The organism is Mycobacteroides salmoniphilum, from assembly GCF_004924335.1.
GTDB classification, from domain to species: domain Bacteria; phylum Actinomycetota; class Actinomycetes; order Mycobacteriales; family Mycobacteriaceae; genus Mycobacterium; species Mycobacterium salmoniphilum.
On record NZ_CP024633.1, the window covers coordinates 4,697,792 to 4,721,854 of the forward strand.

At 63.7% G+C, this 24,063-nt stretch carries 25 protein-coding genes and 1 pseudogene; 10 read left to right on the forward strand and 16 right to left on the reverse strand.

Annotated features, from left to right (window positions below; genetic code table 11):
• Nucleotide 1 precedes the first annotated feature (1 nt).
• From DSM43276_RS23060 to DSM43276_RS23075, 4 genes are all read left to right on the forward strand, one after another.
• Complete coding sequence (locus DSM43276_RS23060; protein WP_078328688.1) at nucleotides 2–766, forward strand: DUF1906 domain-containing protein; 765 nt, start codon at nucleotides 2–4, stop codon at nucleotides 764–766.
• A gap of 277 nt (nucleotides 767–1,043) precedes the next feature.
• The gene (locus tag DSM43276_RS23065; RefSeq protein WP_078328689.1) at nucleotides 1,044–2,543 is read left to right on the forward strand and encodes a PPE family protein; all 1,500 of its coding nucleotides are present in this window, start codon (nucleotides 1,044–1,046) and stop codon (nucleotides 2,541–2,543) included.
• Nucleotides 2,544–2,646: 103 nt separating this feature from the next.
• Nucleotides 2,647–2,802: a hypothetical protein gene (locus DSM43276_RS23070; protein WP_099051630.1), complete on the forward strand. Its 156-nt coding sequence runs from the start codon at nucleotides 2,647–2,649 to the stop codon at nucleotides 2,800–2,802.
• A gap of 121 nt (nucleotides 2,803–2,923) precedes the next feature.
• Entirely contained in the window at nucleotides 2,924–3,712 is a 789-nt protein-coding gene (locus DSM43276_RS23075; protein ID WP_078328690.1) for a DoxX family protein, read from the forward strand.
• 34 nt (nucleotides 3,713–3,746) lie between these two features.
• On the opposite strand, the gene DSM43276_RS23080 is transcribed toward DSM43276_RS23075, so the two are convergent.
• The 3 genes from DSM43276_RS23080 to DSM43276_RS23090 all read right to left on the reverse strand — a co-directional run bounded on the left by DSM43276_RS23080 (nucleotide 3,747) and on the right by DSM43276_RS23090 (nucleotide 6,045).
• Nucleotides 3,747–4,475 carry a TetR/AcrR family transcriptional regulator gene (locus DSM43276_RS23080; protein ID WP_078328691.1) on the reverse strand — a complete coding sequence of 243 codons (729 nt, stop codon included), beginning with the start codon at nucleotides 4,473–4,475 and terminating at the stop codon, nucleotides 3,747–3,749.
• Nucleotides 4,476–4,537: 62 nt separating this feature from the next.
• Nucleotides 4,538–5,161, reverse strand: a complete 624-nt coding sequence (locus tag DSM43276_RS23085; protein WP_078328775.1) for a maleylpyruvate isomerase family mycothiol-dependent enzyme — start codon at nucleotides 5,159–5,161, stop codon at nucleotides 4,538–4,540.
• A 38-nt stretch (nucleotides 5,162–5,199) separates the two neighbouring features.
• On the reverse strand, nucleotides 5,200–6,045 hold the full coding sequence (locus tag DSM43276_RS23090) for an alkylmercury lyase family protein (protein WP_078328776.1): 846 nt from the start codon (nucleotides 6,043–6,045) through the stop codon (nucleotides 5,200–5,202).
• Nucleotides 6,046–6,222: 177 nt separating this feature from the next.
• On the opposite strand from DSM43276_RS23090, the gene DSM43276_RS23095 reads away from it, so the two are divergent.
• Nucleotides 6,223–7,056, forward strand: coding sequence for an SDR family NAD(P)-dependent oxidoreductase (locus tag DSM43276_RS23095; RefSeq protein WP_078328692.1), 834 nt, complete (start codon nucleotides 6,223–6,225; stop codon nucleotides 7,054–7,056).
• 6 nt (nucleotides 7,057–7,062) lie between these two features.
• Here DSM43276_RS23095 and DSM43276_RS23100 read toward each other — a convergent pair whose 3' ends face one another.
• Nucleotides 7,063–8,322 (reverse strand): MFS transporter, encoded by a 1,260-nt coding sequence (locus DSM43276_RS23100; protein ID WP_078328693.1) that lies wholly within the window; start codon nucleotides 8,320–8,322, stop codon nucleotides 7,063–7,065.
• A 139-nt stretch (nucleotides 8,323–8,461) separates the two neighbouring features.
• On the opposite strand from DSM43276_RS23100, the gene DSM43276_RS23105 reads away from it, so the two are divergent.
• Nucleotides 8,462–9,082, forward strand: coding sequence for an FMN-binding negative transcriptional regulator (locus DSM43276_RS23105; protein WP_078328694.1), 621 nt, complete (start codon nucleotides 8,462–8,464; stop codon nucleotides 9,080–9,082).
• On the opposite strand, the gene DSM43276_RS23110 is transcribed toward DSM43276_RS23105, so the two are convergent.
• A complete protein-coding gene (locus DSM43276_RS23110; protein ID WP_169899971.1) occupies nucleotides 9,079–9,585 on the reverse strand; it encodes an SRPBCC family protein in 507 nt (168 codons plus the stop codon). The two genes, DSM43276_RS23105 and DSM43276_RS23110, sit on opposite strands and share 4 nt — an antisense overlap.
• Nucleotides 9,586–9,971: 386 nt before the next feature.
• Between DSM43276_RS23110 and DSM43276_RS23120 the strand changes: the two genes are divergently transcribed.
• Nucleotides 9,972–11,435, forward strand: coding sequence for a serine hydrolase domain-containing protein (locus DSM43276_RS23120; RefSeq protein ID WP_078328777.1), 1,464 nt, complete (start codon nucleotides 9,972–9,974; stop codon nucleotides 11,433–11,435).
• A gap of 128 nt (nucleotides 11,436–11,563) precedes the next feature.
• Nucleotides 11,564–12,376, forward strand: a complete 813-nt coding sequence (locus DSM43276_RS23125; protein ID WP_078328696.1) for a DUF1906 domain-containing protein — start codon at nucleotides 11,564–11,566, stop codon at nucleotides 12,374–12,376.
• Here DSM43276_RS23125 and mug read toward each other — a convergent pair.
• The 4 genes and pseudogenes from mug to DSM43276_RS23145 form a co-directional block, all read right to left on the reverse strand.
• Nucleotides 12,327–12,881, reverse strand: coding sequence for a G/U mismatch-specific DNA glycosylase (gene mug / locus DSM43276_RS23130; protein ID WP_211196743.1), 555 nt, complete (start codon nucleotides 12,879–12,881; stop codon nucleotides 12,327–12,329). The two genes, DSM43276_RS23125 and mug, sit on opposite strands and share 50 nt — an antisense overlap.
• Nucleotides 12,882–12,901: 20 nt before the next feature.
• Nucleotides 12,902–13,090, reverse strand: a pseudogene (locus tag DSM43276_RS23920) (mammalian cell entry protein); the annotation flags it as partial.
• A gap of 156 nt (nucleotides 13,091–13,246) precedes the next feature.
• The gene (locus DSM43276_RS23140) at nucleotides 13,247–13,459 is read right to left on the reverse strand and encodes a CsbD family protein (RefSeq protein ID WP_030097629.1); all 213 of its coding nucleotides are present in this window, start codon (nucleotides 13,457–13,459) and stop codon (nucleotides 13,247–13,249) included.
• Nucleotides 13,460–13,610: 151 nt separating this feature from the next.
• Nucleotides 13,611–14,165, reverse strand: coding sequence for an LGFP repeat-containing protein (locus DSM43276_RS23145; protein ID WP_078328698.1), 555 nt, complete (start codon nucleotides 14,163–14,165; stop codon nucleotides 13,611–13,613).
• A 151-nt stretch (nucleotides 14,166–14,316) separates the two neighbouring features.
• Here DSM43276_RS23145 and DSM43276_RS23150 point away from each other — a divergent pair, with 151 nt between their 5' ends.
• A complete protein-coding gene (locus DSM43276_RS23150; protein ID WP_136629150.1) occupies nucleotides 14,317–14,748 on the forward strand; it encodes a hypothetical protein in 432 nt (143 codons plus the stop codon).
• A 328-nt stretch (nucleotides 14,749–15,076) separates the two neighbouring features.
• Entirely contained in the window at nucleotides 15,077–16,219 is a 1,143-nt protein-coding gene (locus tag DSM43276_RS23155; RefSeq protein WP_211196744.1) for a glycoside hydrolase 5 family protein, read from the forward strand.
• A gap of 177 nt (nucleotides 16,220–16,396) precedes the next feature.
• On the opposite strand, the gene dnaB is transcribed toward DSM43276_RS23155, so the two are convergent.
• The 7 genes from dnaB to DSM43276_RS23190 all read right to left on the reverse strand — a co-directional run bounded on the left by dnaB (nucleotide 16,397) and on the right by DSM43276_RS23190 (nucleotide 24,063).
• Entirely contained in the window at nucleotides 16,397–17,770 is a 1,374-nt protein-coding gene (gene dnaB / locus DSM43276_RS23160) for a replicative DNA helicase (protein ID WP_078297993.1), read from the reverse strand.
• A 451-nt stretch (nucleotides 17,771–18,221) separates the two neighbouring features.
• Nucleotides 18,222–18,677, reverse strand: coding sequence for a 50S ribosomal protein L9 (gene rplI, locus DSM43276_RS23165; RefSeq protein ID WP_078289820.1), 456 nt, complete (start codon nucleotides 18,675–18,677; stop codon nucleotides 18,222–18,224).
• Between the two features lie 17 nt (nucleotides 18,678–18,694).
• Entirely contained in the window at nucleotides 18,695–18,949 is a 255-nt protein-coding gene (rpsR, locus tag DSM43276_RS23170) for a 30S ribosomal protein S18 (protein ID WP_005064619.1), read from the reverse strand.
• A gap of 44 nt (nucleotides 18,950–18,993) precedes the next feature.
• Complete coding sequence (locus tag DSM43276_RS23175) at nucleotides 18,994–19,497, reverse strand: single-stranded DNA-binding protein (protein WP_078325707.1); 504 nt, start codon at nucleotides 19,495–19,497, stop codon at nucleotides 18,994–18,996.
• A gap of 74 nt (nucleotides 19,498–19,571) precedes the next feature.
• Nucleotides 19,572–19,862, reverse strand: coding sequence for a 30S ribosomal protein S6 (gene rpsF / locus DSM43276_RS23180; RefSeq protein WP_030097640.1), 291 nt, complete (start codon nucleotides 19,860–19,862; stop codon nucleotides 19,572–19,574).
• A gap of 129 nt (nucleotides 19,863–19,991) precedes the next feature.
• Nucleotides 19,992–21,572, reverse strand: coding sequence for a glycosyltransferase family 87 protein (locus DSM43276_RS23185; protein WP_078328779.1), 1,581 nt, complete (start codon nucleotides 21,570–21,572; stop codon nucleotides 19,992–19,994).
• A 115-nt stretch (nucleotides 21,573–21,687) separates the two neighbouring features.
• Nucleotides 21,688–24,063: a transglycosylase domain-containing protein gene (locus DSM43276_RS23190; RefSeq protein WP_078328700.1), complete on the reverse strand. Its 2,376-nt coding sequence runs from the start codon at nucleotides 24,061–24,063 to the stop codon at nucleotides 21,688–21,690.

The following is a 24,063-nucleotide window of genomic DNA, read 5'->3' on the forward strand; positions in this document are numbered from 1 at the left end:
CATGCACCTGTCGGTCTCACGGCGCGACGCCCTTCGATACGCCGTGGCCGCGCCGATCCTGGCGGGTCTTCCGATGGCCCTTGCACCGCACGCATCCGCAGACGGCACGCGGCTGATCGACTTCACCGAACGGCTGGTTACCCCGGAAGAGATCAAATCCGCGGGCTACGCGGGCGCCCTTGTCTACGTGTCGGAATTGCGGCCGGGCGCAACCTTTGACTTCAAACCCGTCACCCGGGAGTACGCCGCCGGGCTGCGCGCGGCCGGACTGCACGTCGTCAGCTGCTACCAGTACGGCAAGCCCGGTTGGCCCACCCCCTCAGACTTCACCCGCGGCTACGACGGCGGCGTGGCCGATGCACAGACCGCCCTGCGGCTGCACGGCGCCGCCGGAGGGCCGGATTCCGCACCGATCTTCTTCAGCGTCGATGAAGACATTGATCAGAGCATCTGGAAAACTGTTGCTGTGCAATGGTTTCGGGGCATCAACGCGGTGTTGGGCGTTGGCCGCACCGGCATCTACGGCCACGCACGGGCCTGCGGGTGGGCGATCGGCGACGATGTCATCGGACACTCGACGACCGGCGGCTACCGCTGGGCCTGGCAGACACGAGCCTGGTCGGGCGGGGCGCGTGAGCCCGCGGCCGTGCTGTATCAAAGCGCGGTCAATACCGCCTCGACCCCGGGACCGCTCATCGGTGACGTGCATGTGGACGTCGACGATGTTCTAGCAACCGATTTCGGACAGTGGGACTTGCCTCGATAAGCATCGAGAGATGCAGGGCGGGCCGCCATCGCATTGACGCCCGCGCACCCAAATATCTAGCACCGCAGCGCAACCAGATCTCCCGGGCCGAGGGACGCCACCAACAGAAGCAAGGTTACGCTAACCTACGTTGGCTGACCCATTTCATAGACGGTCAGCGAGCACTGGAGAGGAGACGCCAGGGCCGCCCGTGCGTCGCCCTGCAAATCGGTCAGATGATGAGTTGTGAAACTGGTTCCCCCACAGTCGGTCCGATGAGCGGCGTAGGCAACGGCTCATGACAGCTCCGGTTTGGATGGCGGCCCCTCCCGAAGTGCATTCGGCCTTGCTCAGTAGCGGCCCCGGCCCCGGGCCCCTGCTCGCGGCGGCAGGCGCCTGGCGTTCCTTGAGCACGGAATATTCCTCAGCAGCAACGGAACTCACCACGACGCTGGGTACAGTACGGGCGGGCTCATGGACCGGCCCCAGCTCCGAGCAATACCAGGCAGCACACGTGCCCTACCTGAGCTGGTTACAGCAGACCAGCACCGCCAGCGCGGGAGTGGCAGCCCAGACCGAGACCGCGGCCACGGCGTACTCCGAGGCGCTGGCGACCATGCCGACCCTTGTCGAGCTCGCCGCCAATCACGCGACACACGGGGCGCTCATCGCCACCAATTTCTTTGGTATCAACACCATTCCGATCGCCGTCAATGAGGCCGACTACATCCGGATGTGGATACAGGCCGCCACTGTGATGAGCACCTACCAAGCCGTCTCCGAGACCTCGGTGACATCGGCACCGCCGACCCTCCCGTCCCCGGTACTGCTCTCGCCAGAAAGTGGTGGGGCCGCACGGGCCGCAGCCCAGGACGCCACCAAGCCACCGCCCATCGTGCCTGATCCGAACGATCCCATCGAGATGTTGCTGGCGAACTCCCAACACTTCCTGGGTATGTATCGCGCGCTGAAGGGACTGATCACTGACCCGGTCGGCACCATCATCCAGATCATCATCGATTTCTCCACCAACCCGGCCGCAGCGCTGGTCACCTGGCAGCCGCTGTTCTTCGTATTCGCCTACGCCGCAACATTTGGCGTGATGGGAACGCCCATCTACGCCGCAATCTTGGGCCCCGCAGCGGGTATCTCGCTCCCGCTCGCCATCACCTTGGGCAGCCTGGCGCAGATGCCGCCAGCCCCACCGGCGGACCTGGCCGCAGAGGCCGTCCATCCGCGTGCTGAGCAACCGAACGCCGTCGCGACGAGTGGTGGCACGGTGACCACGGCGAGTTCCGCGGCGCCCGCCCCGTCATCCACCTCCACCGTGACTCCCAGCTCTGCCCCGGCGCCTACACCGCCACCCGCAGGAGTCGAAGGCCTGGGTTACGCCGTTCGGGGCGACGGTCCCGGCTTCGGGTTCGGGCCGACCATGGGCCAGAGCACCGGGGCCATCGCCCACGCACCGAGCAGCGCCGTGGCCGCCGCCGCCGCACTGGCCTGCAATCCCGGAAAGTCCAAGAACCGCAGGCGCCGCCGCGGAACCGCCGAGGACCGCGGCTATCGCCACGAATACGCCACCATAGACGCCGAAATCCCGGCTGGCCCGGATGATCCGGTGACGACGAGCGCTTCCGGCACCGGCGCGGGGAGGCTCGGCTTCGCCGGCGTGCACACGTCATCGGCGGTCACCGAGGCCGCCGGATTGGCCACGCTCGCTGCGAGCGCAGCCGACGGCCGGACCAGCCCGATGCTGCCGGGAACATGGGGCGTTGACGGGGACGACCCCGCACACTGACTACGCGCGCTTCCTGCGCGCATTGTCGATGTTTCAGTATTGCTCCGAGCGGGTATGTCTTCGCCGATAAGGCCTGGACGCACTGGGCCAGGAGAGGGACATCATGATCATCTTGGGCATTCTGCTGGCCGTGTTGGGATACGTACTGGCCGTTCCGATTCTGCAGACAATAGGAATAGTTCTCGTAGTGGCCGGAGCCGTGCTGTGGATCCTGGGTGCGGTGGGCAGGCCGGTTGCGGGCCGCAAGGTGTGGTTTTAAGTGCACTGAGTGCTGCCCGGATGTTTAGCGGTCGAGCTTATGGGGAACAGCTCGACTGACAATGGTTCAGGCCGGTTGGCTCTGGGGCCCTTTATTTTCTGCGAGCTTCTTGGAGGTTACTGTGCTGGTACGACGCGTCGCCCGTCCGATGCTTTCTTCTATCTTCATCGCAGCCGGAGTTGACGGCCTCCGTCGTCCCGCAGCTTCTGCGGACGTGGCCGAACCGCTGGTCAACAATCTGTTGGACAGCGCGCCGGACTCGGCGACCAGATACCTGCCACGAGACCCGCAGACCTACGTCCGCGTCCACGCGGCCACGCAACTTGTCGCCGGGTTGGCTCTTGCCAGCGGCCGATTTCCCCGGGTATCAGCATGGACACTCGCCGGCACCCTGGTTCCGGTGACGCTGGCGGACCAGGCGTTCTGGCGCGAACCCGATCCCGACCTCAAGTTGCAGCAGAAGGCCCACTTCTGGAAGAACATCTCGCTCTTGGGCGGATTGATCATCGCCGGTATCGACACCGAGGGACGGCCCGGCCTGTCGTGGCGCGCCCGCCGAGTTGCCGGCGACGCGGTCGCCGCCGTTACCTCGGCGATCCCCGGAGCCGACCATCCCTCGCATTCACTCCAGACCAAAGCCGCAGAGTTCGGAGAAACCGTGCGCGAGAAGGCGCCGGTAATCGCCGAGTATGCCCGGGAGCGCGGAGCCGAGCTCGCTGAGACCGCTCAACGACGCGGCAGCCAGCTGACCGAGATTGCCTCACAGCGCGGAAGTGAACTCGCAGAACTACTCTCAGAGCGCGGCTCGGAGCTGGCAAGCGCCGCCGACAAGGGCCGTCATCACCTAGAGGCCCTGGCCGCCGACCCACCTCCCAAACTCCGCAGACTCGCCCGCGCCTTCGGCCGTTAGCGCGGGCAGATCCGGCGTGGCGAGCTGATTCGGCTCAACTCTCGGAAAAACCCATGCCGCACATGACGGTATCCACATGCTCGCCATAGAGCGTTTCGCTGTCCGCCACGAGTTCCCGCAGGCTCCCGAAAACCTCACCTGCCAGGTATCCGGTAATCGACGCCCATGCGGAAATGCCGATCCCGATGATCGCCGGGTCCATCGGCATGTCCGAGCCCGTGCCGAGTAGTGCGGCCAGCAGTGGCCCCGGTGCCGTCCGGCGGAACTTGGTGCGTTGCGGTACTGCCTCGCCGGCCTGCACCGCACGGAAGTACGCAACCATGAAGGATCCCATGACTCTCGTTGCCGCTGGCCCGGTCTCAGACGGTTGCGCGCGATATCCCGGGATGGGCGTTCCGCTGATCAATGCGAAATCCCCCGGATTCGCCAGCGCCCAGCGGCGAGCCGCGACGAACGCGGCACGCACTTGCCCTGTCGCGTTGTCCTGGGCGGCAGCTTCTTGTCCGTCGCTCATGGCCGCGGCAAGAGCAATGTTGGCGTCAACGCACAATGCGGTGATTAGCGCTGCCTGCGTCTCGAAATAGCGGAACAACGCCGCGGGTGCCATGCCCATCTCGCGGGCGATCCCCCGTAACGACAGTGCGCCGGTACCGCCGTCGGCGAGCTGCTTTCTGGCGTGGGACTTGATCTCGTCCGTGGTCTGCGCACGCTGTCTAGCCCGTCTCGTCGCGGGGACATCCGCAGCATTCGTCGGGGTGGACACATCAAATCCTTTGGTTGAGATGGCGGTGGTGCTGGGACCAGTCTAGGAAGGCTTCCTCGCGCTCAACTGTTGACGAGTCTGGAACGCAGTACGTCCACCCCGGAGCCGGAGAGCTCGGTCAACACACTCGGGCGACCACCGACCGCCATCACGATTGCCTCGCCTGGACCTCGAATCTCTGGCCCATCGCCATAGGTCCAGTCCATATCGGTTGCCGTCCAACGTAACCCGACAAGCCTGCGTTTCGAGTGAATGAACGGGTCCGGGTTGTCCAGCACGGTTCGCAACGTGCCATCGGGAACCCTCCGGGGACGGTCCAGCGGACGGCGGATGTCTTGCTGATGAATGAGCAAGTCGGCGAGGACCAGCTTCGGCTGGATCTTCGCCGAATAGCTTCTCTCGATGGTAGATTCGAAGGCCGCAAGCAGTGTGTCCGTCGACCACCCTCGCGCCCGGTCGATGTAGAGCTGATTCAACTTGTCGGCCGACCCGCCCACGCGAACGACCTCGTAGAGGTACTTGGGCAGCGATGTTCCGTCATACAGCACGTGAGCCACCACATCACGCACCCGCCACCCCGCACAGAGTGACGGCGCATCCCAGTCCTGCGGAGTCAGCGTGCGCAGCAGCGCGGCGAGGTCGCGCTTCTCCTGTTGAACCATGGCGTACGCGTCGGTTCGGGACATCATTACCTCCGGTGTGGTTCGGTGTTCCGTTGGGGTACTTAGTGAAATCGCAATCGGACGAAGTTGCCCAGGCCGTTCCGCCGCCAGCTCCAAAGCATCTTCGGGGTCGGCAGCCAAAAGGGGTCCGGCAGATGGAACCCGAGCCACGTGGCGCGCGTGAGTCCCATCTGCCGCAGCTGTCGTGCCATCGTCAACACCGGCAGATGTGGTTGATAGGAGTAGTCGTGTCGCCCTTGCGCGATTGAACCGGTGACCAAGCGGGCCATCTCCACGGGCGACCGGGTGATACCGGCGAGCCCCGGATGTTCTGCCTTCCACTGGTTCGCGGCATCTTCCGATGCAAAGAAGCTGTTGTAGTCGCACCACCCGACGACCCGATGGGGCATCTCACGGATCGGATAGCCCAGATGCACCCGCAGTGTCTGCGGCGAGTAGTCCACCAGCACGCCGTCCTGCCCGACGAGGCGCACAGGTTGCCTGGTTTGTCGGCACACAGAGTCCACGATCACCTCGGCGCCGGGGAATTGCCCGGATATCGCGCAGGCCTCGACAGCGCATTCCGCGTACCACTTCTGGCGGCCCTCCACGGTGATCGCGTAGTGATTTTTGAACGTCGCAAAGGGGCGTGCGTACACCAGCTCGCCCAGGCGAGGCTGCCGTGCGGTGAGCACCTCACCCTGGAATATCGCGCTCTCCGCATGCTCCTCGTCCTGGCGAGCCACACAGATCGCGCCCTCCAAGTCGCGCAGGAGCGGAGCCAGTTCCTCGTCCGACATCGCGAACTCGCTGAGTAACTGAGCGATTGTCGGCGCCGTCCCCTCGCTCCGCATTTCGGCCATGATGCGTTCCCGGATCGCCCGCGCACCCTCACTCAGTGTCGCCACGTCCACCTCCATCGTCATTAGTGATCACTGATCGCACTTCGATCACTGTACACATGTGGACTTAAGCCCTCAACGCGTTTTCGGCCCCGGCTTGGGAGTCGTCTCCTTGATCCGTTAATATGACCGTGTGGTCATATCGGGATATCGGTCGGCCTACAGCGACTTGAGAGGGGTTCTGTGTCCGTTCGCCGTACTGTCCAGGAGCTTGCCCAGCGCCGTACCTTGCTGCCCGCGCGGATCGATTCCCTGCTGTCCGGCCCGGGTCGTGACGTCAGCCAACTGACCGTGGTGGTCACCGGCGCGTCGGCCGGAATCGGTCGACAGGCCGTCATACAGCTGCGCGCCCGCGGAGCCCGGGTCATCGGTGTGGCTCGGCGTGCAGACGAACTCCAGACACTCGCGGCGGAGACCGGCTGCGACTGGCGCACCTGCGACCTGACCGACCAGACCGAGATCGAACGGCTGCTGCAGGATCTCGACGATCAGCACGTGGATGTGCTGGTGAACAACGCCGGCCGTTCCATCCGCAGGCTCATTGTCGATGCGACAGACCGCCTGCACGACTACCAGCGGACGATGGCGCTGAACTACTTCGCGCCCGTACAGCTGACCCTCGGCTTGATGCCCGGAATGATCGAGCGCGGACGTGGCCAATTCGTCAATGTCAGCACATGGGCCCTGCACGCCAACACTTTTCCGCGCTTCTCCGCGTATGCGGCCTCGAAGAGCGCGCTGGCGATCTTCGGGCGCACCCTCAACGCCGAACGGCCGCACCCCGGCGTGCATGCGACCAACGTGCACTTTCCCCTCGTGCGGACCGAAATGATCACACCCACAGCGGAATACGACGGGGCCACCGCATTATCGGCGCAGGAGGCCGGCCGCTGGATCGTGCGTGCGATTACTCATCAGCCGGTGGAAGTCAACCCCGCCGTACTGCGCGCCCTGCTACCGGCGATCGACTTGTTCTCCCCGACAGCGTCGGACAGCACCATCGCGTCGATCACGTAGGGCCGGCTACCGCACGGATTTGATCGGAAGCACTGCCAGCGCACCAAGAACTGACAGCACCATGGACGCCAGGTACAGGATGCTGAAATCGCCTTGGGCGTGATGCAACCCGAATAGCGCTGTTGCCAGCATGGGGACAAGCAGCTGTGGCAGCAGGTACGCCATGGCCACCACGCCCAGGTCTTTCCCCGAGGACTCCGTCTCCGGCAGCACCTCCGTCATCAGCGCCAAGTCCACCGCGGCGTAGGCGCCCTGCCCCGCTCCGATGACCGCCGCACCAAGCAGGAGGGCGTTAAAGTCCTTGAACAACAACAGGATCACCAGGCCGACCGCCGTGATCAGGCACGAGGCCCAAACGATGCCCTTGCGCCGCCCGGTGCGATCCGACCACCAGGCAGATACCGCTGCGGTGAGCATATTGGTGATCAGGAAGGCGCCGATGATCACGCCGTACTTGGCGGCTGCCTCATGCTCGGACAACCCCAGGGTGCCCGCCACGATATACAGCATGTAGACCGTCACCAGCAGCACCGACATCGTCACGAAGAGGCGACACATCCACGCCCACGCGAAGTCCTGGTGCTTCCTGGGATTTATCCAGTAGCTGGCAAGGATCGCCTGCCAGCTTCGGGGGACCCGATGCGTGCGGACGATATCGCGCAGAACAAGTGCCGCGGCGCCATTGAATGCCAGCGCCAGTATCGCCGGGAGACCGAACCACCAGCGCGGATCGTTGGGCAGGATGTTGATGAAAACACTGCCGACCACGGGCGCCAGGCTGGTGGAGATGCCGAACACCGCCGCAACACGTGCCCGGATTGCGACCGATATCTGATCTGCCAACAATGCGTTAAACACCACAAGCGTTGCCGCGAAACCCATCTGGGTGATGCACCAGCCAGCGACGACCCCGCCGACCGTCGGTGCGGTGGCCAATGTCGTCAGACCCACCGCCCCCAGGAGGGTGCCTCCCACGAGAAACGGCCTGCGGATACCGAATCGCGAGATCGATGTGTCGCTGAGATGGCCCAGTGGCGGTGTCACCACGATGATCGCAATTCCACCGAGAGCCATCGTCAGCGACAGCGCCTGGGTCTTGTGGTCCGGGTCGAGCTCGGCGAGACGCAGGGGGATACTCACCGCACCGGCGGCAAGAAGTGCCACCGCGGAGGCGAAGTAAGCCAGCAGAAAGACCGGCAGGAAGGCGCGCGGCTGCACCACCCGGACATCCACCTCAAGGCGTGTAGCAGGCGTTTCCGTAGACATACGGTCCTCTCGATGTTCTTCGAACAACCACTGTAGGTGGTCTCACGCGGGGGCCGCTGGGGACGAGATCAGTGCACCTAGCAGGCGGAGCCCGGTTATCTCAGTCGCTTCACCGACAGCGGTTGAGGACAATGAGCTCGTGTACGTACCGAAGAACTTCGTGATGGCTGACGAGGAGACGGCTGCGGCGCTCGCCCAAGTCGGACTGGCCCACCTCGTCACGCATGATGACGACGGCTACCTGGTGACACCGATTCCTCTGCTCCATCGGGCCGCGACCAACACTTTGGTGGGGCATGTGTCTCGAGCCAACCCGCACTGGCAACGAAGCGGACCGGCCGTTGCGATCTTTCCCGGGCCGCAGGCGTACATCTCCCCGAGTTTCTATGCGACCAAAGGCGAAAGCGGCAAGGTGGTACCCACCTGGAACTACGAAGTCATCACCGTTCACGGCAATCTCACTGCTCATGACGATGCAGCCTGGGTACGCACACTCGTCGCCGAACTCACGGACCGGCATGAGCAGAACAGGGAGTCACCCTGGGGAATCGATGATGCGCCAGAGGCATTCACTACCGCACAGATACGCGCCATCGTCGGGATCGAACTGAGCATCGATCGTGTCGAAGGCAAGACGAAAATGTCGCAGAACCAGCCCGAACGCAATCGCGCCGGTGTCATCGATGGACTGCGTCGGTCCCCCGACCCAGCAGACCAGCGCGTCGCCGATTGCATGGAGACCCTGAGCTCCGGGCACTAGCCCTCGGTGGTCTCCTTGATGCGTTGCAGCGAGCGGTGCAATCCGTCCAGCGCAAGGACGTCACGGGGCCTGCCGAACGGACCCGACCAGCGCAACACTTGGTGAAGAAGCGCCGAACGGGGCCACTCGCGGTATTCGGTGATCATGACACCGCCGTCCTCATCGGGGTCCAGGTAGTAGCCCCATACCGTGCCGACGAGATAGACCTTGAACTCAAAATGGCGTCCAGGCACCAGTGCCGTCACACGGCACGGCGTCGCCCAGATAACCGGTCCAATGCGGTTGAAGCCGACGAACCACGAGTTCACCGCAGGTGCGGCCGAGGGTTTCAGCCACCATCCGGCGCGGTTCTCCGGGCTGAAGCGGCCCATGCGGGTGATATCGGAAACCATGTCCCACAACTGTTCTCGCGGTGCAGACACCTGCACCGAGTACTCATCGCGCACACCCGCTGCTGTTTCCGTGCGTAGTACGTCGGCCGGGCGCCGAAGCGGGTTCTTCACCATGGTGCTCCTCGCGCGTCCGTACTGCGTTGTACCTACTGCAGCGAACCTATGGGACGCCCCGATCTAGGGAAGGGCATTCGGCGCTACCCACCTGAAGTGTGTGACAGGTCCCAGCGCACGTTGTTGCCAATCACCAGACCGGAGAACCCCCGGTTTGCGCCAGCGGAGCACCTCCCGGGAAACGGGCTCGGCGGTGAATCCACGTACCGCCCGTCGGCTCGTGACTGCCTCGTAGACGTCCACAACCGCGCACCTTTCTGGGAAGTCTTGTCGGCCGATGAATCCATCCTCGTAGCCGTCGGCCGTCGGTGCACCCGGGGAAGTTCGTGGTTCTGCCGCTCGACGACCCTTCCCGTGCCTGCCGCTCAACTACCGTCGAGCTTGTGACGGTATCGGGATCGTGCGTCGTCCGGGCAGGTGCCGTCGTCGCCGTCTTACTTGCCCTCGCCGGGGTGCCTTCGTGCGGGAACTCAGTGCATCCGATCCCTGCGCCGAGCGTGGTTCCCCACGGTCCTTTCGCACCGGTCACGCAACTCGTGAACGACGCGGTTGCGGCACCTCGGCTGCCCGGTGCGGTGGTTGAAATTGGACACGCCGGCAAGATCGTCTTCCGGCAGGCCTTCGGGTGGCGCAAGCTCCCCGACGAACCGGGCCTGGATGGGTCGCCCTCCCCCGCCGAACCGATGACCGAAGACACGATTTTCGACCTGGCATCGTTGACCAAACCCCTTGCGACGAGCGTGGCCCTTCTCCAGCTGTACGAAAAGAGCCTGGTAGGAATCGATGAACCCGTGCAGACGTATCTGCCGGACTTCAACCCGGCCCACGACCCACGCCGCGCCCAGGTGACGCTTCGCATGCTGCTTACCCACACCTCGGGCGCCGGAGGCGACTTGAGTCATCAGGGCCCGTGGGGACTAACAGAGGCAGACAAGGCCGACGGCGTCCATCGCGCACTCACCGCCCCGTTGGCATTCGACCCCGGCACGACGTTCCATTACTCCGATATCAACTTCATCATCCTCGGAGCGCTCATCGAAAAGATCACCGGCGAGCCCCTGGATGTTTATGTGCAGGACAATGTCTTTGCGCCGTTGGGCATGGCCGACACTCGATACCTTCCCGCGGCGAAGTCGTGTGGCTCTCGTCAAATCATCGGTACGGCAATTGCTTTCGATAAGGCCACGCATACCCCCTGCTCAGCAGGTACCTGGAGCAGCGAGCTGTTGACACGCATCGCGCCGACTGCTCATGACGAAGACTCCCCGGGCCTCAACCCCAACTATGACCATCTGATTCGCGGCACCGTGCATGACCCGACCGCGCGCCGGATGGGCGGTGTGGCCGGCAGCGCCGGTGTGTTCTCGACCGCCGACGACGTCGGCCGGTACTCCCAGGCACTTCTCGACCGGCTCGCCGGGCGCGCGAGCCCGTTCCCGCTGAAACAATCCACTCTGCAATTGATGACGAGTCCGCAGCAGCCCGGCCATACCCCCGCGCAACTCGAAGCCGCTAACAACGCCACCCGCCAGGCCATCGAAAAGGCTCCTAACCCAACAGATTCCCTGCTTGCACCCGGCTATCCGGCCATCGCGGGACAGAACCTGCGCGGCTTCAGCTGGGATATCGATACCGAACTATCCAAGCCGCGCGGAATGCTCTTTCCTATCGGCAGCTTCGGCCACTCCGGCTTCACCGGGGTGTCGCTGTGGCTGGACCCAGGGTCGGACACGTACGTGATTGTCCTGGCGAACGTCATCCATCAACGAGGCGGCCCACCCATCGTGAGGCTGAGCGGCGATATCGCCACAACAGCCGCACAGGTTCTGCACCTCTACAGCAACTAGTGGGGCCCTGCATTCGAGAACGCCTGCGCCCGTGACGATCACGAGATCCTTCGCATTGATACAAGAGCGTTATGTAAGCGCCGTCGAGGCAACAGTTTTAACATCAGTCACTTTGTTAACATCGCGCAATGCAAGACTCGTCGGGGATTGACAGCCTTCGGCGCACCTCACGTCCGGTAACCCGGCGTGACGCGCTGCGCTACGCCACCGCGGTATCGGCACTCGCCGGACTGGGTGCGGCATCGCTTGGTGCCGGCACACCGACGGCCTCGGCCGCCGCTCCCACATTGATCGACTTCGCCATGCGCCAGATTCCCGCGGAGCACATCAAGGCCGCCGGGCATGCGGGAGTGATCAATTACGTCTCCACGTCACGTCCCGGCTCCTCCATGGGCGCCAAACCGATCACCCGGCCCTACGCCCAGGCGCTCACCGCCGCCGGGCTGGTGATCGTCAGTAATTTTCAATACGGAAAGCCCGGTGGGACAGCACCTTCGGACTTCACACGTGGATTCTCCGGCGGCGTCGAGGACGCTCGCACCGCCTGGCAGCTGCACACCGCGGCCGGCGGCGGCCAGAGCGCACCTGTCTTCTTCTCCGTCGACGACGACATCAACCGCGACACCTGGAATGACGTTGCGCTGCCATGGTTTCGGGGCATCAATTCGGTGTTGGGGGTGCAGCGCACCGGCATCTACGGGGGAGTTAATCCGTGCCAGTGGGCCGCCGCCGATGGCGTGATCGGTAACTCACGCTCACCCGGCCACGTGTGGGCCTGGCAGACCCGGTCATGGTCTCGCGGCCAGGTCTTCCCCGGCGCGGTTCTCTACCAACGCATCGTGAGCACCGCATCCAATCCGGGCCCGGTGGTCGGCGGGCTCGAAGTCGACGTCAGCGATGCCCTGGCCCAGGATGTCGGCCAGTGGAACTTCCATCAGTGAGGTCGATCGACACCCGCAGTTCCGTATAAGCGTCAACGAGTGCGTCCAGCGTGAACCGCCGGTTGAGGCCGCTAGGGTTCGGCAGCACCCATGTCGTCGCGTCCGCGAAGCGGAACGGCTGTAGTCCGAACGCGAGGTGCGGAGCTTCGAGCATGGACACCACCGCACGCTTTCCGAGAAAGGCCAGCGCTCGAGGTCGCATGCGGCGAATCTTCTCCTCGAAATCTGGCCGCGCCTCGCGGAACTCGCTCGCCACGATGTCGTCGGCGCGCGGTGTTGCGCGACTGACAGCGGCGGTAATGCCGCACCCGTACGTCAGCAGCCGCCGCTCGTCCTCCGGGCGTAATCGAGTGTCGGTAAACCCGGCCCGGTAGAGCACCTCCCAGAAACGGTTGCTTCGGTTCGAGAAGTTATGCCCGTCGGCCACAGCGGTCGAAGCGGGATTGATTCCACAGAAAACTACGTCGAGCCCAGTAGCGAGAATATCGGGAGAGTACTGGCCCACAGCATGTAGGTTCTCATGACTCAGCGGCCTGGTGGTACCGAACTATCTTGGAGGGCTGGAGGGTTCGGGCCTTGCCCAACGATGCGCTCCTGAAGCCGGTACAGGGTGTACTTGAAGCTACCGACAAAGTAGCCCCAGTCTGCCTGCTTGGGTCCGTGGTAATCGCTGGAGCCCGTGTTGCCGGCATCGTCGAGATTACCCAAACCCGTACGGGCAAAACTCCAGCGCTGCTTGATATCTCGCTGATACCGGCTACGCTCACCAGCGGGCCGGGAAACGTTGGTGCAGTCCGCCGGTCGGTGACCGCTCTATGGGCGCAGGTGGTACTGACCCGTGTCGGGCGCCGGCCATTGATCGCATTTTGGCTAGTCGTTTCCGGTTAGCTTGTCCTTGACGGCCTCAACACCCTCTTTGACTTTATCTGCAGCGTCGGCGATCTTCTGCTTAGCAGAGGCGATTCCCTGCTCGGCTTGTCCTTCAGCTTTCAGATCGTCGTCGTTGGTGACGGACCCGGCAGCTTCCTTAGCGCGACCCTTAAGATCATCGAACTTGTTCTGGGCGTCATCAGTAATTCCCATGTTTTCCAACCTTTCTCACGATGTCATCGCAGCGAGACAAGTGTCTCGTTTTTGGAATGGCCAATTCCGCTGTTGTCAGCAGCACGGGTCGTCTGCGGCGTTTCGAGGGCCACCGACGACCCGTGCCAGTGCTGACGTTTCTACTGGTTGCTCAGTTTGTCAGTGAGACTTTCGCATCGGCATCGCCGACTTTGAAAGTGATCGTTCCGTGCTCGAAGGTGGACTTGAACGAGCCGTCTGTCTCGGTCACCTCATCGGCCGTGGGATAGCCGAGTTTGCCTTGTGAGGCTTGATTGTCATTCCAGGTGTCTCGGATCTTGCCCCACACGAAATAGACCGGCTCTCCATTGCGGTAGATCAGCACGCCGCCGTCGAACTGCTGATAGACGCCGCTGCGATCCAGCGTCTCCTTCTGATTGTCATACGGTGCGCCCAGGTCCTTCTTCTGAACATCATTCAGGGTGTTCCACTTGGCGAGGATCGGTCCCTCCACGGTGTAAGGCGTGCCGTTTTTACCCGGAACCTGTGTAGTGCTGGGCTTTTCGGAGGGCGAAGCGGTGATGGACGAAATCGCCGACGAAGCGGCCGAGCTAGCAGAACTGAGCGAGGGCGCGTCACCAGTCTTGTGTGAGCAGCCCACCGCAACTGAGGCAATGACGCCTACTGCGACGGGCAACGCGGTGACATGCAGATTCTTGATGCGCATCTACTTCTCTCCCTAGGTGTGTGATCGATCTTCCGCGACAAACTCGCGCTGCACTCATGCCGATCTTGCGCCGGCAAGAGACATCTATGAACGAACCTCGGATGTCCGACGATGCTAGCAATTGTTTACAGGATAAACTAGGGTTGTGGCTATGACGGGTAAGCCTTCAAACCGCCACCGGATGTTGGGACCAGCGCTGGTGGTGTGCGGGGTCGTGACTTTGTTCGGCGGCACCATCACCACCAATCACAGCAGCCACGGTGGCGTCCTTTCCACGGTGATGGCACTCCCCGGCAATTCCGAGGTGGCCGATCCTGACAGCGATTCTTCCGGGGGTTCGGACGTGACCGGTCCCATCGGAAACTCTGACCGTTCCGACGTGACGGGCCCCATCGGCGGTTCACCCAGCGGTCCCGTCGGCAATTCCGCCAACTCGAACGTCCCCCCCATCGGTGGTCCCGGCGGCGGTTCCGCAGGCGGTTCCTCCAACGGTCCCGCTGGCGTGAACGGGGCCGCGGGTGGGGTCCCCAGCGGCCCCGCCGACATGAACGGCACCGTCGGCGGCGGTCCCGGCACCCAGTGATTTCAGCGACCACAACCAGCATTGCCCGCTAATCTCGCGACGCAACATCGCAACAACGAAGACTCGGCGGACACACGTTAGATGCCGGATGGCGCGCTCGAGCTGGTGGGCATCCGGGCCCGTTAAGACGCGAGCTGGCGGCGGCGCTGCGTACCGGGCGCGCCAAACGAAAACTATCGCGCTGCTTCATGACGGCCAGCGACGGTACTGACCCATGTAATAGCCACCAAACCCCGGGCGCTTCACGTTGATAACGATATGAAACCTCAGTGGTTGCAATGCGATACGTGAACCCTGAGTACTTGCTGGGCGCCACTATGTTCACTGGGTGCACCGTCGAACGGCCCTGAAGATTCCGCTGGTGCTGGCGGTAGCGACTCTCCCCCAGATACTGGCTCCTCTTTCGGCAATCCCGCGGGCGACCGCCGCGCCAGGCCAATGGCCGGTTGAACGCGCCAATGCGTGGTACCAGGCGCAGGGTTGGCAGGTCGGCACCAACTTCATCACCTCGAACGCGATCAACCAGCTCGAGATGTTCGCGCCGGGCACCTACGACGCGCGACGCATCGACAGCGAGTTGGGGGCGTGCCGGCTATTGGGGTTCAACACCGTACGGGTGTTCCTACACGATCTGCTGTGGGCCCAGGACCGCGCCGGATTCCAAAACCGGCTGTCGCAATTCGTCGGGATCGCCGCGCGCCAGGGCATCAAGCCACTGTTCGTCTTCTTCGACTCGTGCTGGGATCCAAATCCTCAACTAGGAGCCCAGCGGGCGCCGACGCCGGGCGTACACAACTCGGGCTGGGTACAGAGCCCAGGGGCGCACCGCATCGACGACCCGCGCTACCGCGGGATGCTGAGAGATTACGTGGTGGGCGTCATGAGCCAGTTTCGCAATGACAACCGGATCCTGGGCTGGGACCTGTGGAATGAGCCGGACAACCCGGCCAAGCAGTACCGCAAGGTGGAGCGCAAAGACAAGATCGACGCCGTCAGTGGGCTGCTCCCGCAGGTATTCAGCTGGGCACGTTCGGTCAATCCAGTGCAGCCGTTGACCAGTGGTGTGTGGCAGGGCAGTTGGGATCGCGGAAGCCGTAGTGAGATGGCCGGCTTCCAACTCGACAACTCCGACGTCATCTCGTTCCACTCGTATGCAGGCCCCACCGAGTTCGAGGCCCGCATCAACGAGCTCACCCCGCTGGGCCGACCGATCCTGTGCACCGAGTACCTGGCCCGCGACCAGGGCAGCACAGTCGAGGGCGTGCTCCCAGTTGCGAAGCGGCACAACGTCGGTGCGTACAGCTGGGGGTTGGTGGCAGGCAAGACCCAGACCTACTTCCCGTGGGATTCCTGGGACAAGCCTTACACCAAGGTCCCGGACGTGTGGTTCAGCGATCTACTACAGCCAGACGGGCGGCCGTATCGCGACGCCGAGTATCAGACGCTGCGAAAGCTGACTACGCGCGTGTAAAACATGTCGACCAACCTTGTTCATGAGGCGATAGGCAACCTATCGGGGGCCCCGTCATCAGCAGTGGCGGCCAGTCAACGCTCGGGCATGATCTGGGTGATTCGAGAAATGCCGGGCCGGGATGAAACCGAACTTGAGAATACGAAACGGAACTTGAGACCCTACAACCGAATGTAGTTACCGCGCCATGTTGGTAAAACGCGACAGGTGCAGCTGGTGCGCCACGGTGATGGTGGCCGTCGGACCGTTACGGTGCTTGCCGAGAATCAGGTCGGCCTCACCACCGCGCGGATCGTCACGCTCGAACGCATCCGGTCGGTGCAGCAGGATAACCATGTCGGCATCCTGTTCCAGCGAGCCGGATTCACGAAGGTCGGATACCTGCGGGCGCTTGTCGGTGCGCTGCTCGGGACCACGGTTCAGCTGACTGATCGCGATGACCGGAACCTCGAGCTCCTTGGCCAACAGCTTCAGATTTCGGGAGAACTCCGAGACTTCCTGCTGACGGGATTCGTGCTTCTTACCGGAGGTCATCAGCTGCAGGTAGTCCACAACCACCAGCTTGAGCCCGGCCTTCTGGTTGAGCCGTCGCGCCTTGGCGCGGATCTCCATCATGGTCAGGTTCGGGGAGTCGTCGATGTAGAGCGGGGCCTCGCTGATCTCACTCATCCGCCGCGCCAGCCGGGTCCAGTCGTCATCGCTCATCCGGCCCGAACGCATATCGCCTAGCTTGATCTTCGCCTCGGCCGAGAGCAGTCGCATGACGATCTCGGTCTTGCTCATTTCCAGCGAGAAGATGACGCTGGGCAGCTGGTGCTTGATCGAGCACGACCGCATGAAATCCAAACCGAGCGTCGACTTACCCACACCAGGTCGCGCCGCCACGATGATCATCTGACCCGGGTGCAGACCATTGGTGATCTCATCCAGATCGGTGAAGCCCGTCGGCACGCCCTTGGACATACCGCCAGCAGACGCGATCGCATCGATCTCGTCCATCGTCGGCTGCAGCAGTTCTTCCAGGGGTACGTAGTCTTCCGACATCCGACGGTCGGTGACGTCATAGACCTCGGCCTGGGCGCGGTCCACCACCTCAGCCACATCGGCACCCTCGGCCCCGGCATACCCGTACTGCACCACGCGGGTCCCGGCCTCCACGAGCCTGCGTAGCAGTGCCTTCTCGGCGACGATGCCCGCGTAGTACCCGGCGTTGGCGGCGGTCGGCACGGTAGAGATCAGCGTGTGCAGATACGGCGCCCCGCCCACCCGGCGCAGCTGCCCGCGCCGGTCCAGCTCGGCGGCCACGGTCACCGCATCGGCGGGCTCGCCCCTGCCGTACAGATCCAGGACGGCCTCATACACGCTCTGATGATTGGGCCGATAGAAATCGTGCGGCCGCAGCTTCTCCAGCACATCGGCGATGGCGTCCTTGGACAGCAGCATCCCGCCCAGCACGGACTGCTCGGCAGCCACATCCTGAGGTGGTTGACGGCCGAACTCCTCGGGAGGGGCAACTGGACCGGACTGGCCCAGATCGTCGACTATTGCCACGGCGCGCGGTCCTCCTACTCACATCAAGTCGAACACATGATCGCGGCAAGGTCCGACAAGTACGGTTCATCCCGGCGCGCCGCGGTAGACGTTAGATGTTGCTAGCGACCCTGCCAAGTGCCCCTGTGGATGAGCCTGGGCATGGGGTGTGGACTACTGTCCAACCCGGTGTTAGGGGGTTGGGGACAACCTGGGGATAGCTACCTACATTCCTGCACTTTTCCCTGTTGGCAGCCGGTCAACTAATTGACAGGACTGTGGATGGGAATCCGTTCGGCGTGTCGCATCAGGTTGCGTGCTCGGGCGTGTTCTGTTACCCCTCTCAACCCTCTAGGTTAACTAGAGGTAGCTTCGCTGGAGTGGCACACGCGTACAATACGTTCGCCAGCAGATACGGCAACGGCGCCGCGGAAACCCGCGACGCCGTTGACCCGGCAGTATTTCGGATCGATCAGCCTGCGGCGACTACATCCACAGTGACCTTGGTTGCCACTCCGGCGTGCAGATGCACATCCAGTGCGTACGAACCGATCTGCTTGATATGTGCCTTCGGCAGGGTGACGGTCCGCTTGTCCAGGTTCGGTCCACCGGCGGCCTTGATGGCACCCACCACGTCAGCGGCGGTTACCGAGCCGAACAGCTTGCCCTCGCCGGCGGTCTTCACCGTCAGCTTGACGGCACCCAGGCCCTCGATCGCCTGCTTGATCTCGTGGGCATGCTCCACGCCACGGATCTCCTTGGCCTCGCGGGCGCGACGGATGTCGGTGGCCTGGCGCTCCGCACCACGGGTGGCGACAATCGCCAGCCCGCGGGGCAGCAGGTAGTTGCGTCCGTAACCGTCCTTGACCTCAACGGTGTCACCGGCAGTGCCGAGGTGCTCGACCTCGGTCGTCAGAATCAGCTTCATCAGATGTCCCTCCGGTCCTACCGCGTCGCCGAGCTGAACGGCAGCAGGGCTACTTCGCGAGCGTTCTTCACCGCGATCGCGATGTCCCGCTGGTGCTGAACGCAATTGCCGGTAACCCGGCGGGCACGAATCTTGCCGCGCTCACTGATGTACGTGCGCAGCAGGTTGGTGTCCTTGTAATCGATGTTCAGCGCCTTCTTGGTGCAGAACGCGCACTTACGTGTCTTGACCGGCTTTTCCGGGGCAGGACGGCGCTTAGTCGTCTTGGCCATGGTGAATCTCTTTCTTTCTAGCTAGATAAGTTGTATCGCCCAGATCAGAAGGGCGGTTCGTCGTCGGCCGCGGTGGAACCGGAGGCCGGGGCACTGCCCCACGGATCGTCGGCAGGCTCGCTGGAGCGGGGAGCCGCGCTGGCACCTCCGCCGCCACCAAAACCTCCGCCGCCGCCACCACCACGCGAGGCCTTGTTGACCTTGGCGGTCGCGTACCGCAGAGACGGGCCGATCTCGTCGACCTCGACCTCCATGACGGTGCGCTTCTCGCCCTCGCGGGTTTCGAAGGAGCGCTGCTTGAGCCGACCAGTGACGATGACACGTGACCCGCGGGTCAGGCTCTCGGCCACATTTTCGGCGGCCTCACGCCAGATATTGCACCGCAGGAACAGCGCCTCTCCGTCTTTCCACTCCGAACTCTGTCGGTCGAAGATGCGGGGAGTCGACGCCACTGTGAAGTTGGCGACGGCGGCCCCGGACGGTGTGAAACGCAGTTCTGGATCGGCGGTCAAATTTCCGATGACCGTGATGGTGGTGTCACCTGCCACGGTTCCTCCTCGTGTCTGTCAGCTGGCGTGGTTAACCGGCAGCCTACGGAAGTCGACTGACTTCCGTAGGACCTCTAGCGGGCTCCGGTACGCAGGACCTTGGTCCTGAGCACGGACTCGTTGAGGCCAAGCTGGCGATCAAGCTCCGATACGGTGGCGGGCTCCGCGACCACGTCGATCACCGCGTAGATGCCCTCGGCATGCTTGGCGATCTCGTATGCGAGACGACGCTTGCCCCAGACCTCTACCTTCGAAACGGTTCCGCCGTCACCCCGGATAACGTTCAAGAACGTATCCAGCGATGGAGCTACGGTGCGCTCGTCAAGGGTTGGGTCGAGAATGACCATGATTTCGTACTGACGCATGAGAAACTCATCACCTCCTGTGGTCTAGTGCGGCCACGGCGTGTCCGTGGCAGGAGAGTCGCCTGCGTCGGCAACCGGCCAAGGCTACCGCACAGCCCCCTGACCGGCGAAATCGCCGACTGAACGGAACTACGCGCGGGCGATATGCGGTGCGGCTTTACGCGGCCGCAGCCAGGAGGGCAGCCAGGCCGGGGCGTCGTCGGCGGCCCCATCGCACGGCCCACCCGCCGGATCGTCGGTGCTGTCGGCGCGCACCACATCCTCGCTGGGGTGATAGATCTGGCGCAGCACCACGGCGCACAACCCGATCACCGCGATGTCGCGTACCAGCACCGTGCCGGTGAACCATTGCTCGGGCAGCCCCTTGTTCTCCATACCCAGCAGGTAATACATCCGTGGAATCCACACGAGCGCATCGACGGTCATCCACGCCAACAGGATTCGGCGGTGCGGCAGCGCCACCACGGCCAGCGGCACCAGCCACAGTGAGAACTGCGGGCTCCACACCTTGTTGGTCAGCAGGAACACCGCCACCACCAGGAAAGCCAGCTGCACCACGCGCGGACGCCGCGGCGCCGTCAGTGCCACGTATCCGATACCCAGGCAACAGATCCCGAACAGCGCGGCCGATACCGCATTGAGAACGACCGGGGGCTCCCAGAAGCCCAGCGGGCCGTCGAAGCCCTGCCATCCCGTGAACGACTTGAAGACGTTGTACAGCGAGTCCATATCGTCGCCACGACGGGTGTTGAGCCGGAAGAACTCACCCCACCCTCGTGGGAAGAGCATCGCCACCGGTGCGTTCACCACAACCCAGCTCGCCAGCGCGGCGGCGGCAGTCTTCGAGAACTCGTGCATCTTGCCGCCCCGCATGCTCACCAAGAGCAGCGGAAACAGCAGCAGTACCGGATAGAGCTTGGCCGACACCCCCAGCCCGATCAGCACGCCGGCAAGCCACGGTTTCTTGCGCGCCCACGCCAAGAGCGCCGTCATACTGAAAGCCGTTGCGAGAGCATCGAAATTCGTGAAAATCTGGAAGATCACGATCGGGGACGCCGCGATCATCACCGCATCCCATGGACGCGTGCGCGGACTCAATCCCGCACTGGCCCAAATGGTCACCAGCCAGGCCAGCGCCAACCCGAAGGCCACGATGTTGAAGAACATCACCACTTCGGCGACGACGGGCAGCCCCAGCAGATCGCTGGCCTGGGTGTAGGTCTTGGCCAGGGCCATCGCGGTGTACTGGTACACCCCGGTGACCACCGGGTACTCCATGTACCGGACCGCCGGGGTGCCGTCGTACTGAATCTTCTGATGCCCGCTCGAGTCGGTTTCCAGCCAGCTCGACTTGTACGGGAAGCGGCCCTGATTCAACAGCTCCGCGCCGTAGAGCGGCACGGTGTCCGAGTAGCACAGTTGGTAGTAGGCGCGGTTGTTGTCCCAATTGGCCACGCGTGCAGCGCCGTTGCCGGTTCCACTCTGCTGCAGACAGGGCGCCTTGCTGGTCCATCCCAGGATGAGGAACCCCAGCGCGATGACGAACACCACCCGCAGCGGCGTCCAGAACGGCTGTCTGCCCACCAACGCGTGCCGACCCAACGGTCCGCCGACCACCTCGGACAGCTCGGCGCCCATCACATCTGTGCGACTGGGGAAGTCACGATCGTCGGCGCTGCGCAGATCGCCCGCGAGTTTTTCGGGAGACACCGTCGCACCCTGAATGTCGCCAACAGTGCGGCTCACGGGCTCAATGTCGCCGGCGCTGCGGCTCACAGGCTCAATGTCGCCGGCGCTGCGGCTCCGGGATTCTGCCGGCACCTGCCTACTGCCCCGGAGGTGGCGGTACGTCACCCGCCGGTGGCGCCGCCGGGCCAACCGGAATCGTTGTCGGCGGCCCCACGGGAATGGTGATACCCGGCGCGATCTCGATGGTCGGCTGGATGACCGTCACCTCTCCACCGCCGCCCGGTGCGGGCGCCGGCGGACCATTCGGAGACGGAGGCGGCGGTACATAGACGGGCACACCGGCATAACCACCGATGGCGCCGGGCTTGGGGAAGGTGTCCTTGGTGGTGCCATCCAGCGCACCATCCATGGTCTTCTTCCAGATGTCCGACGGCAGGCCGGAACCGTAAATCGGTCCGCCCCAGCTGTTCTTGATCGGCTTGCCGTCGTCGGTTCCGACCCAGACCGCCGTCGAGAGCGACGGGGTGACACCGACCATCCAGGCGTCCTTGTTGTCCTTGGTGTCGCCCAGCTGTGCGGTGCCGGTCTTGGCGGCCGACTCTCGTCCACCGGCCAGCGCGTGTCCACGCGAGTAGCCCGCAATCGGTTTCATCGCCGCGATGGCATTGTTCGCAACGTCATCGGAGATGCGCTTCTCGCCGGTGTTGTCGGAGGAGCCTGCGTCGAAAAGCACCTGACCGTCGGCGTTCACCACCTTCTGGATGAAGTGCGGCTTGCGGTAGGTCCCCGACGCCGCCAAGGTCGCGTACGCCGAGGCCATGTCGATCACCCTGGTCTGATACTGGCCCAACACGACACCGTTGTTCGGCGGGCCGCCCTGACCATCCTCGGAGAGGGTGTGTGAGACACCGGGAAAGTTCTCGGCGATGCCGGCGGAATGCGCGGCGGTGGCCACGTCGTCGGGCCCGTTCTTCAGCTTCAGCATGAGCCGGTAGAAGCTGGTGTTCAGCGAGCGCTTGAGCGCCTCCGCCACCGAACACGTTCCGCACGAAGCATCTTCGCTGTTCTTGATGGTGATGCCCTGATAGGTCAGCTCCGAGCTGTCCAGCTGGTAGCCCAGACCGATCCCCTGTTGCAACGCCGCCACCAAGGCAAACACCTTGAACGACGAGCCGGTCTGCAGACCCTGCTGCGCATAGTCCAGGCCCTGCGCGTTCGATCCGCCGTAGTACGCCTTCACCGCACCCGTCCGTGGGTCGACGGAGACCACCGCCGTCCGCAGATCCGGGTTCTCTCCCTGAAGGGTGCTGTTGACCGCGTTCTCGGCGGCCTGCTGCGCCTTGGTATCGATCGACGTGGTGATCTGCAGGCCCTCGGTGTTCAACGTCTGCTCGTCGATATTGAACAGGTCGGTCAGCTCCGCCATCACCTGGCGTTTGATGAGGCCGTTCGGGCCCGTGGTCGCGTTCTGCGCGGCGGCCTGCTCGGGCGGCACCGTTGCCGGATACACCTGCCCGGCACGATCCTGCGCGGACAGCGCGCCGATCGTGACCATGCCGTCAAGCACCCAATTCCACCGGTTCGTCGACTCGGGCAGATCCACCGCGGGATCCAGTCGCGACGGCCGCTGGATCAGCGCGGCCAACAACGCACCCTCGGACACCGTCAGCTGTTCGACCGGCTTGTCGAAGTAGGCCTTCGATGCCGCCGAGATGCCGTACGCACCACGGCCGAAATAGATGATGTTGAGGTAGGCCTCCAGCACCTGATCCTTGGACCACGACTGGGACATCTTGGTGGAGATGACGATCTCCTTGGCCTTACGCGTCAGACCGCCGAGGCCGGCGCGCTGCGCACCCACCATCGCGTTCTTCACGTACTGCTGGGTGATGGTCGACCCGCCCTGAGTATCGCCACCGAACATATTGTTCTTGACCGCGCGCAGCAGGCCCGAGAAGGAGAAGCCGGGGTTGCCGTAGAAATCACGGTCCTCGGCGGCCATCACTGCCGCACGCACGTGCTGGGGCACCTGGTCGATCTTGATGTCGACCCGATTCCCATCCGGTGGAACAACTTTGGCGAGCTCGGTGGTGCCGTCGCTGGCCAGGATGGTGGACACCTGGCTGGTACGAATGTCACCCGGCTTCGGGATGTCGACCACCGAATACGCCAGCGCGAACGTGGCCAGCGGGATCACGATCGCCAGCAAGACAAGCGCGATCATCAGGCGGCGGAATATGCTCCAGCCGTTGCTCTTTCGTTTACGGCGGCGCTGCGGGGGACGCGACGGGCCGTCGGGCCTGCTGGATGGCGGCAGCGGCTCGTGTCCCATGCCCTCGTCGTCGTCACGTTCCAGCGCCGCGCGCGCCTCGGCCACGGCGTCCTCATCGCGCCGGTACAACGGCAGATCCTCGACAGGGTCGAGGATCGAAGTCGGACGATCGTCCATGCTGGGGGTACGCGGTGAATCCGAGCCGCCGCTGGGAGCTACCGGATTCTGCCCGCCAACCAC

What these genes read in the sequence shown, in the direction of transcription:
- DSM43276_RS23060 (WP_078328688.1), top strand. Translation starts at nt 2, where the DNA reads ATGCACCTGTCGGTCTCACGGCGCGACGCCCTTCGATACGCCGTGGCC.
- DSM43276_RS23065 (WP_078328689.1), top strand. Translation starts at nt 1,044, where the DNA reads ATGACAGCTCCGGTTTGGATGGCGGCCCCTCCCGAAGTGCATTCGGCC.
- DSM43276_RS23070 (WP_099051630.1), top strand. Translation starts at nt 2,647, where the DNA reads ATGATCATCTTGGGCATTCTGCTGGCCGTGTTGGGATACGTACTGGCC.
- DSM43276_RS23085 (WP_078328775.1), bottom strand. Translation starts at nt 5,161, where the DNA reads ATGTCCCGAACCGACGCGTACGCCATGGTTCAACAGGAGAAGCGCGAC.
- DSM43276_RS23100 (WP_078328693.1), bottom strand. Translation starts at nt 8,322, where the DNA reads ATGTCTACGGAAACGCCTGCTACACGCCTTGAGGTGGATGTCCGGGTG.
- DSM43276_RS23125 (WP_078328696.1), top strand. Translation starts at nt 11,564, where the DNA reads ATGCAAGACTCGTCGGGGATTGACAGCCTTCGGCGCACCTCACGTCCG.
- DSM43276_RS23140 (WP_030097629.1), bottom strand. Translation starts at nt 13,459, where the DNA reads ATGGGAATTACTGATGACGCCCAGAACAAGTTCGATGATCTTAAGGGT.
- DSM43276_RS23145 (WP_078328698.1), bottom strand. Translation starts at nt 14,165, where the DNA reads ATGCGCATCAAGAATCTGCATGTCACCGCGTTGCCCGTCGCAGTAGGC.
- DSM43276_RS23150 (WP_136629150.1), top strand. Translation starts at nt 14,317, where the DNA reads ATGACGGGTAAGCCTTCAAACCGCCACCGGATGTTGGGACCAGCGCTG.
- rplI (WP_078289820.1), bottom strand. Translation starts at nt 18,677, where the DNA reads ATGAAGCTGATTCTGACGACCGAGGTCGAGCACCTCGGCACTGCCGGT.
- rpsR (WP_005064619.1), bottom strand. Translation starts at nt 18,949, where the DNA reads ATGGCCAAGACGACTAAGCGCCGTCCTGCCCCGGAAAAGCCGGTCAAG.
- rpsF (WP_030097640.1), bottom strand. Translation starts at nt 19,862, where the DNA reads ATGCGTCAGTACGAAATCATGGTCATTCTCGACCCAACCCTTGACGAG.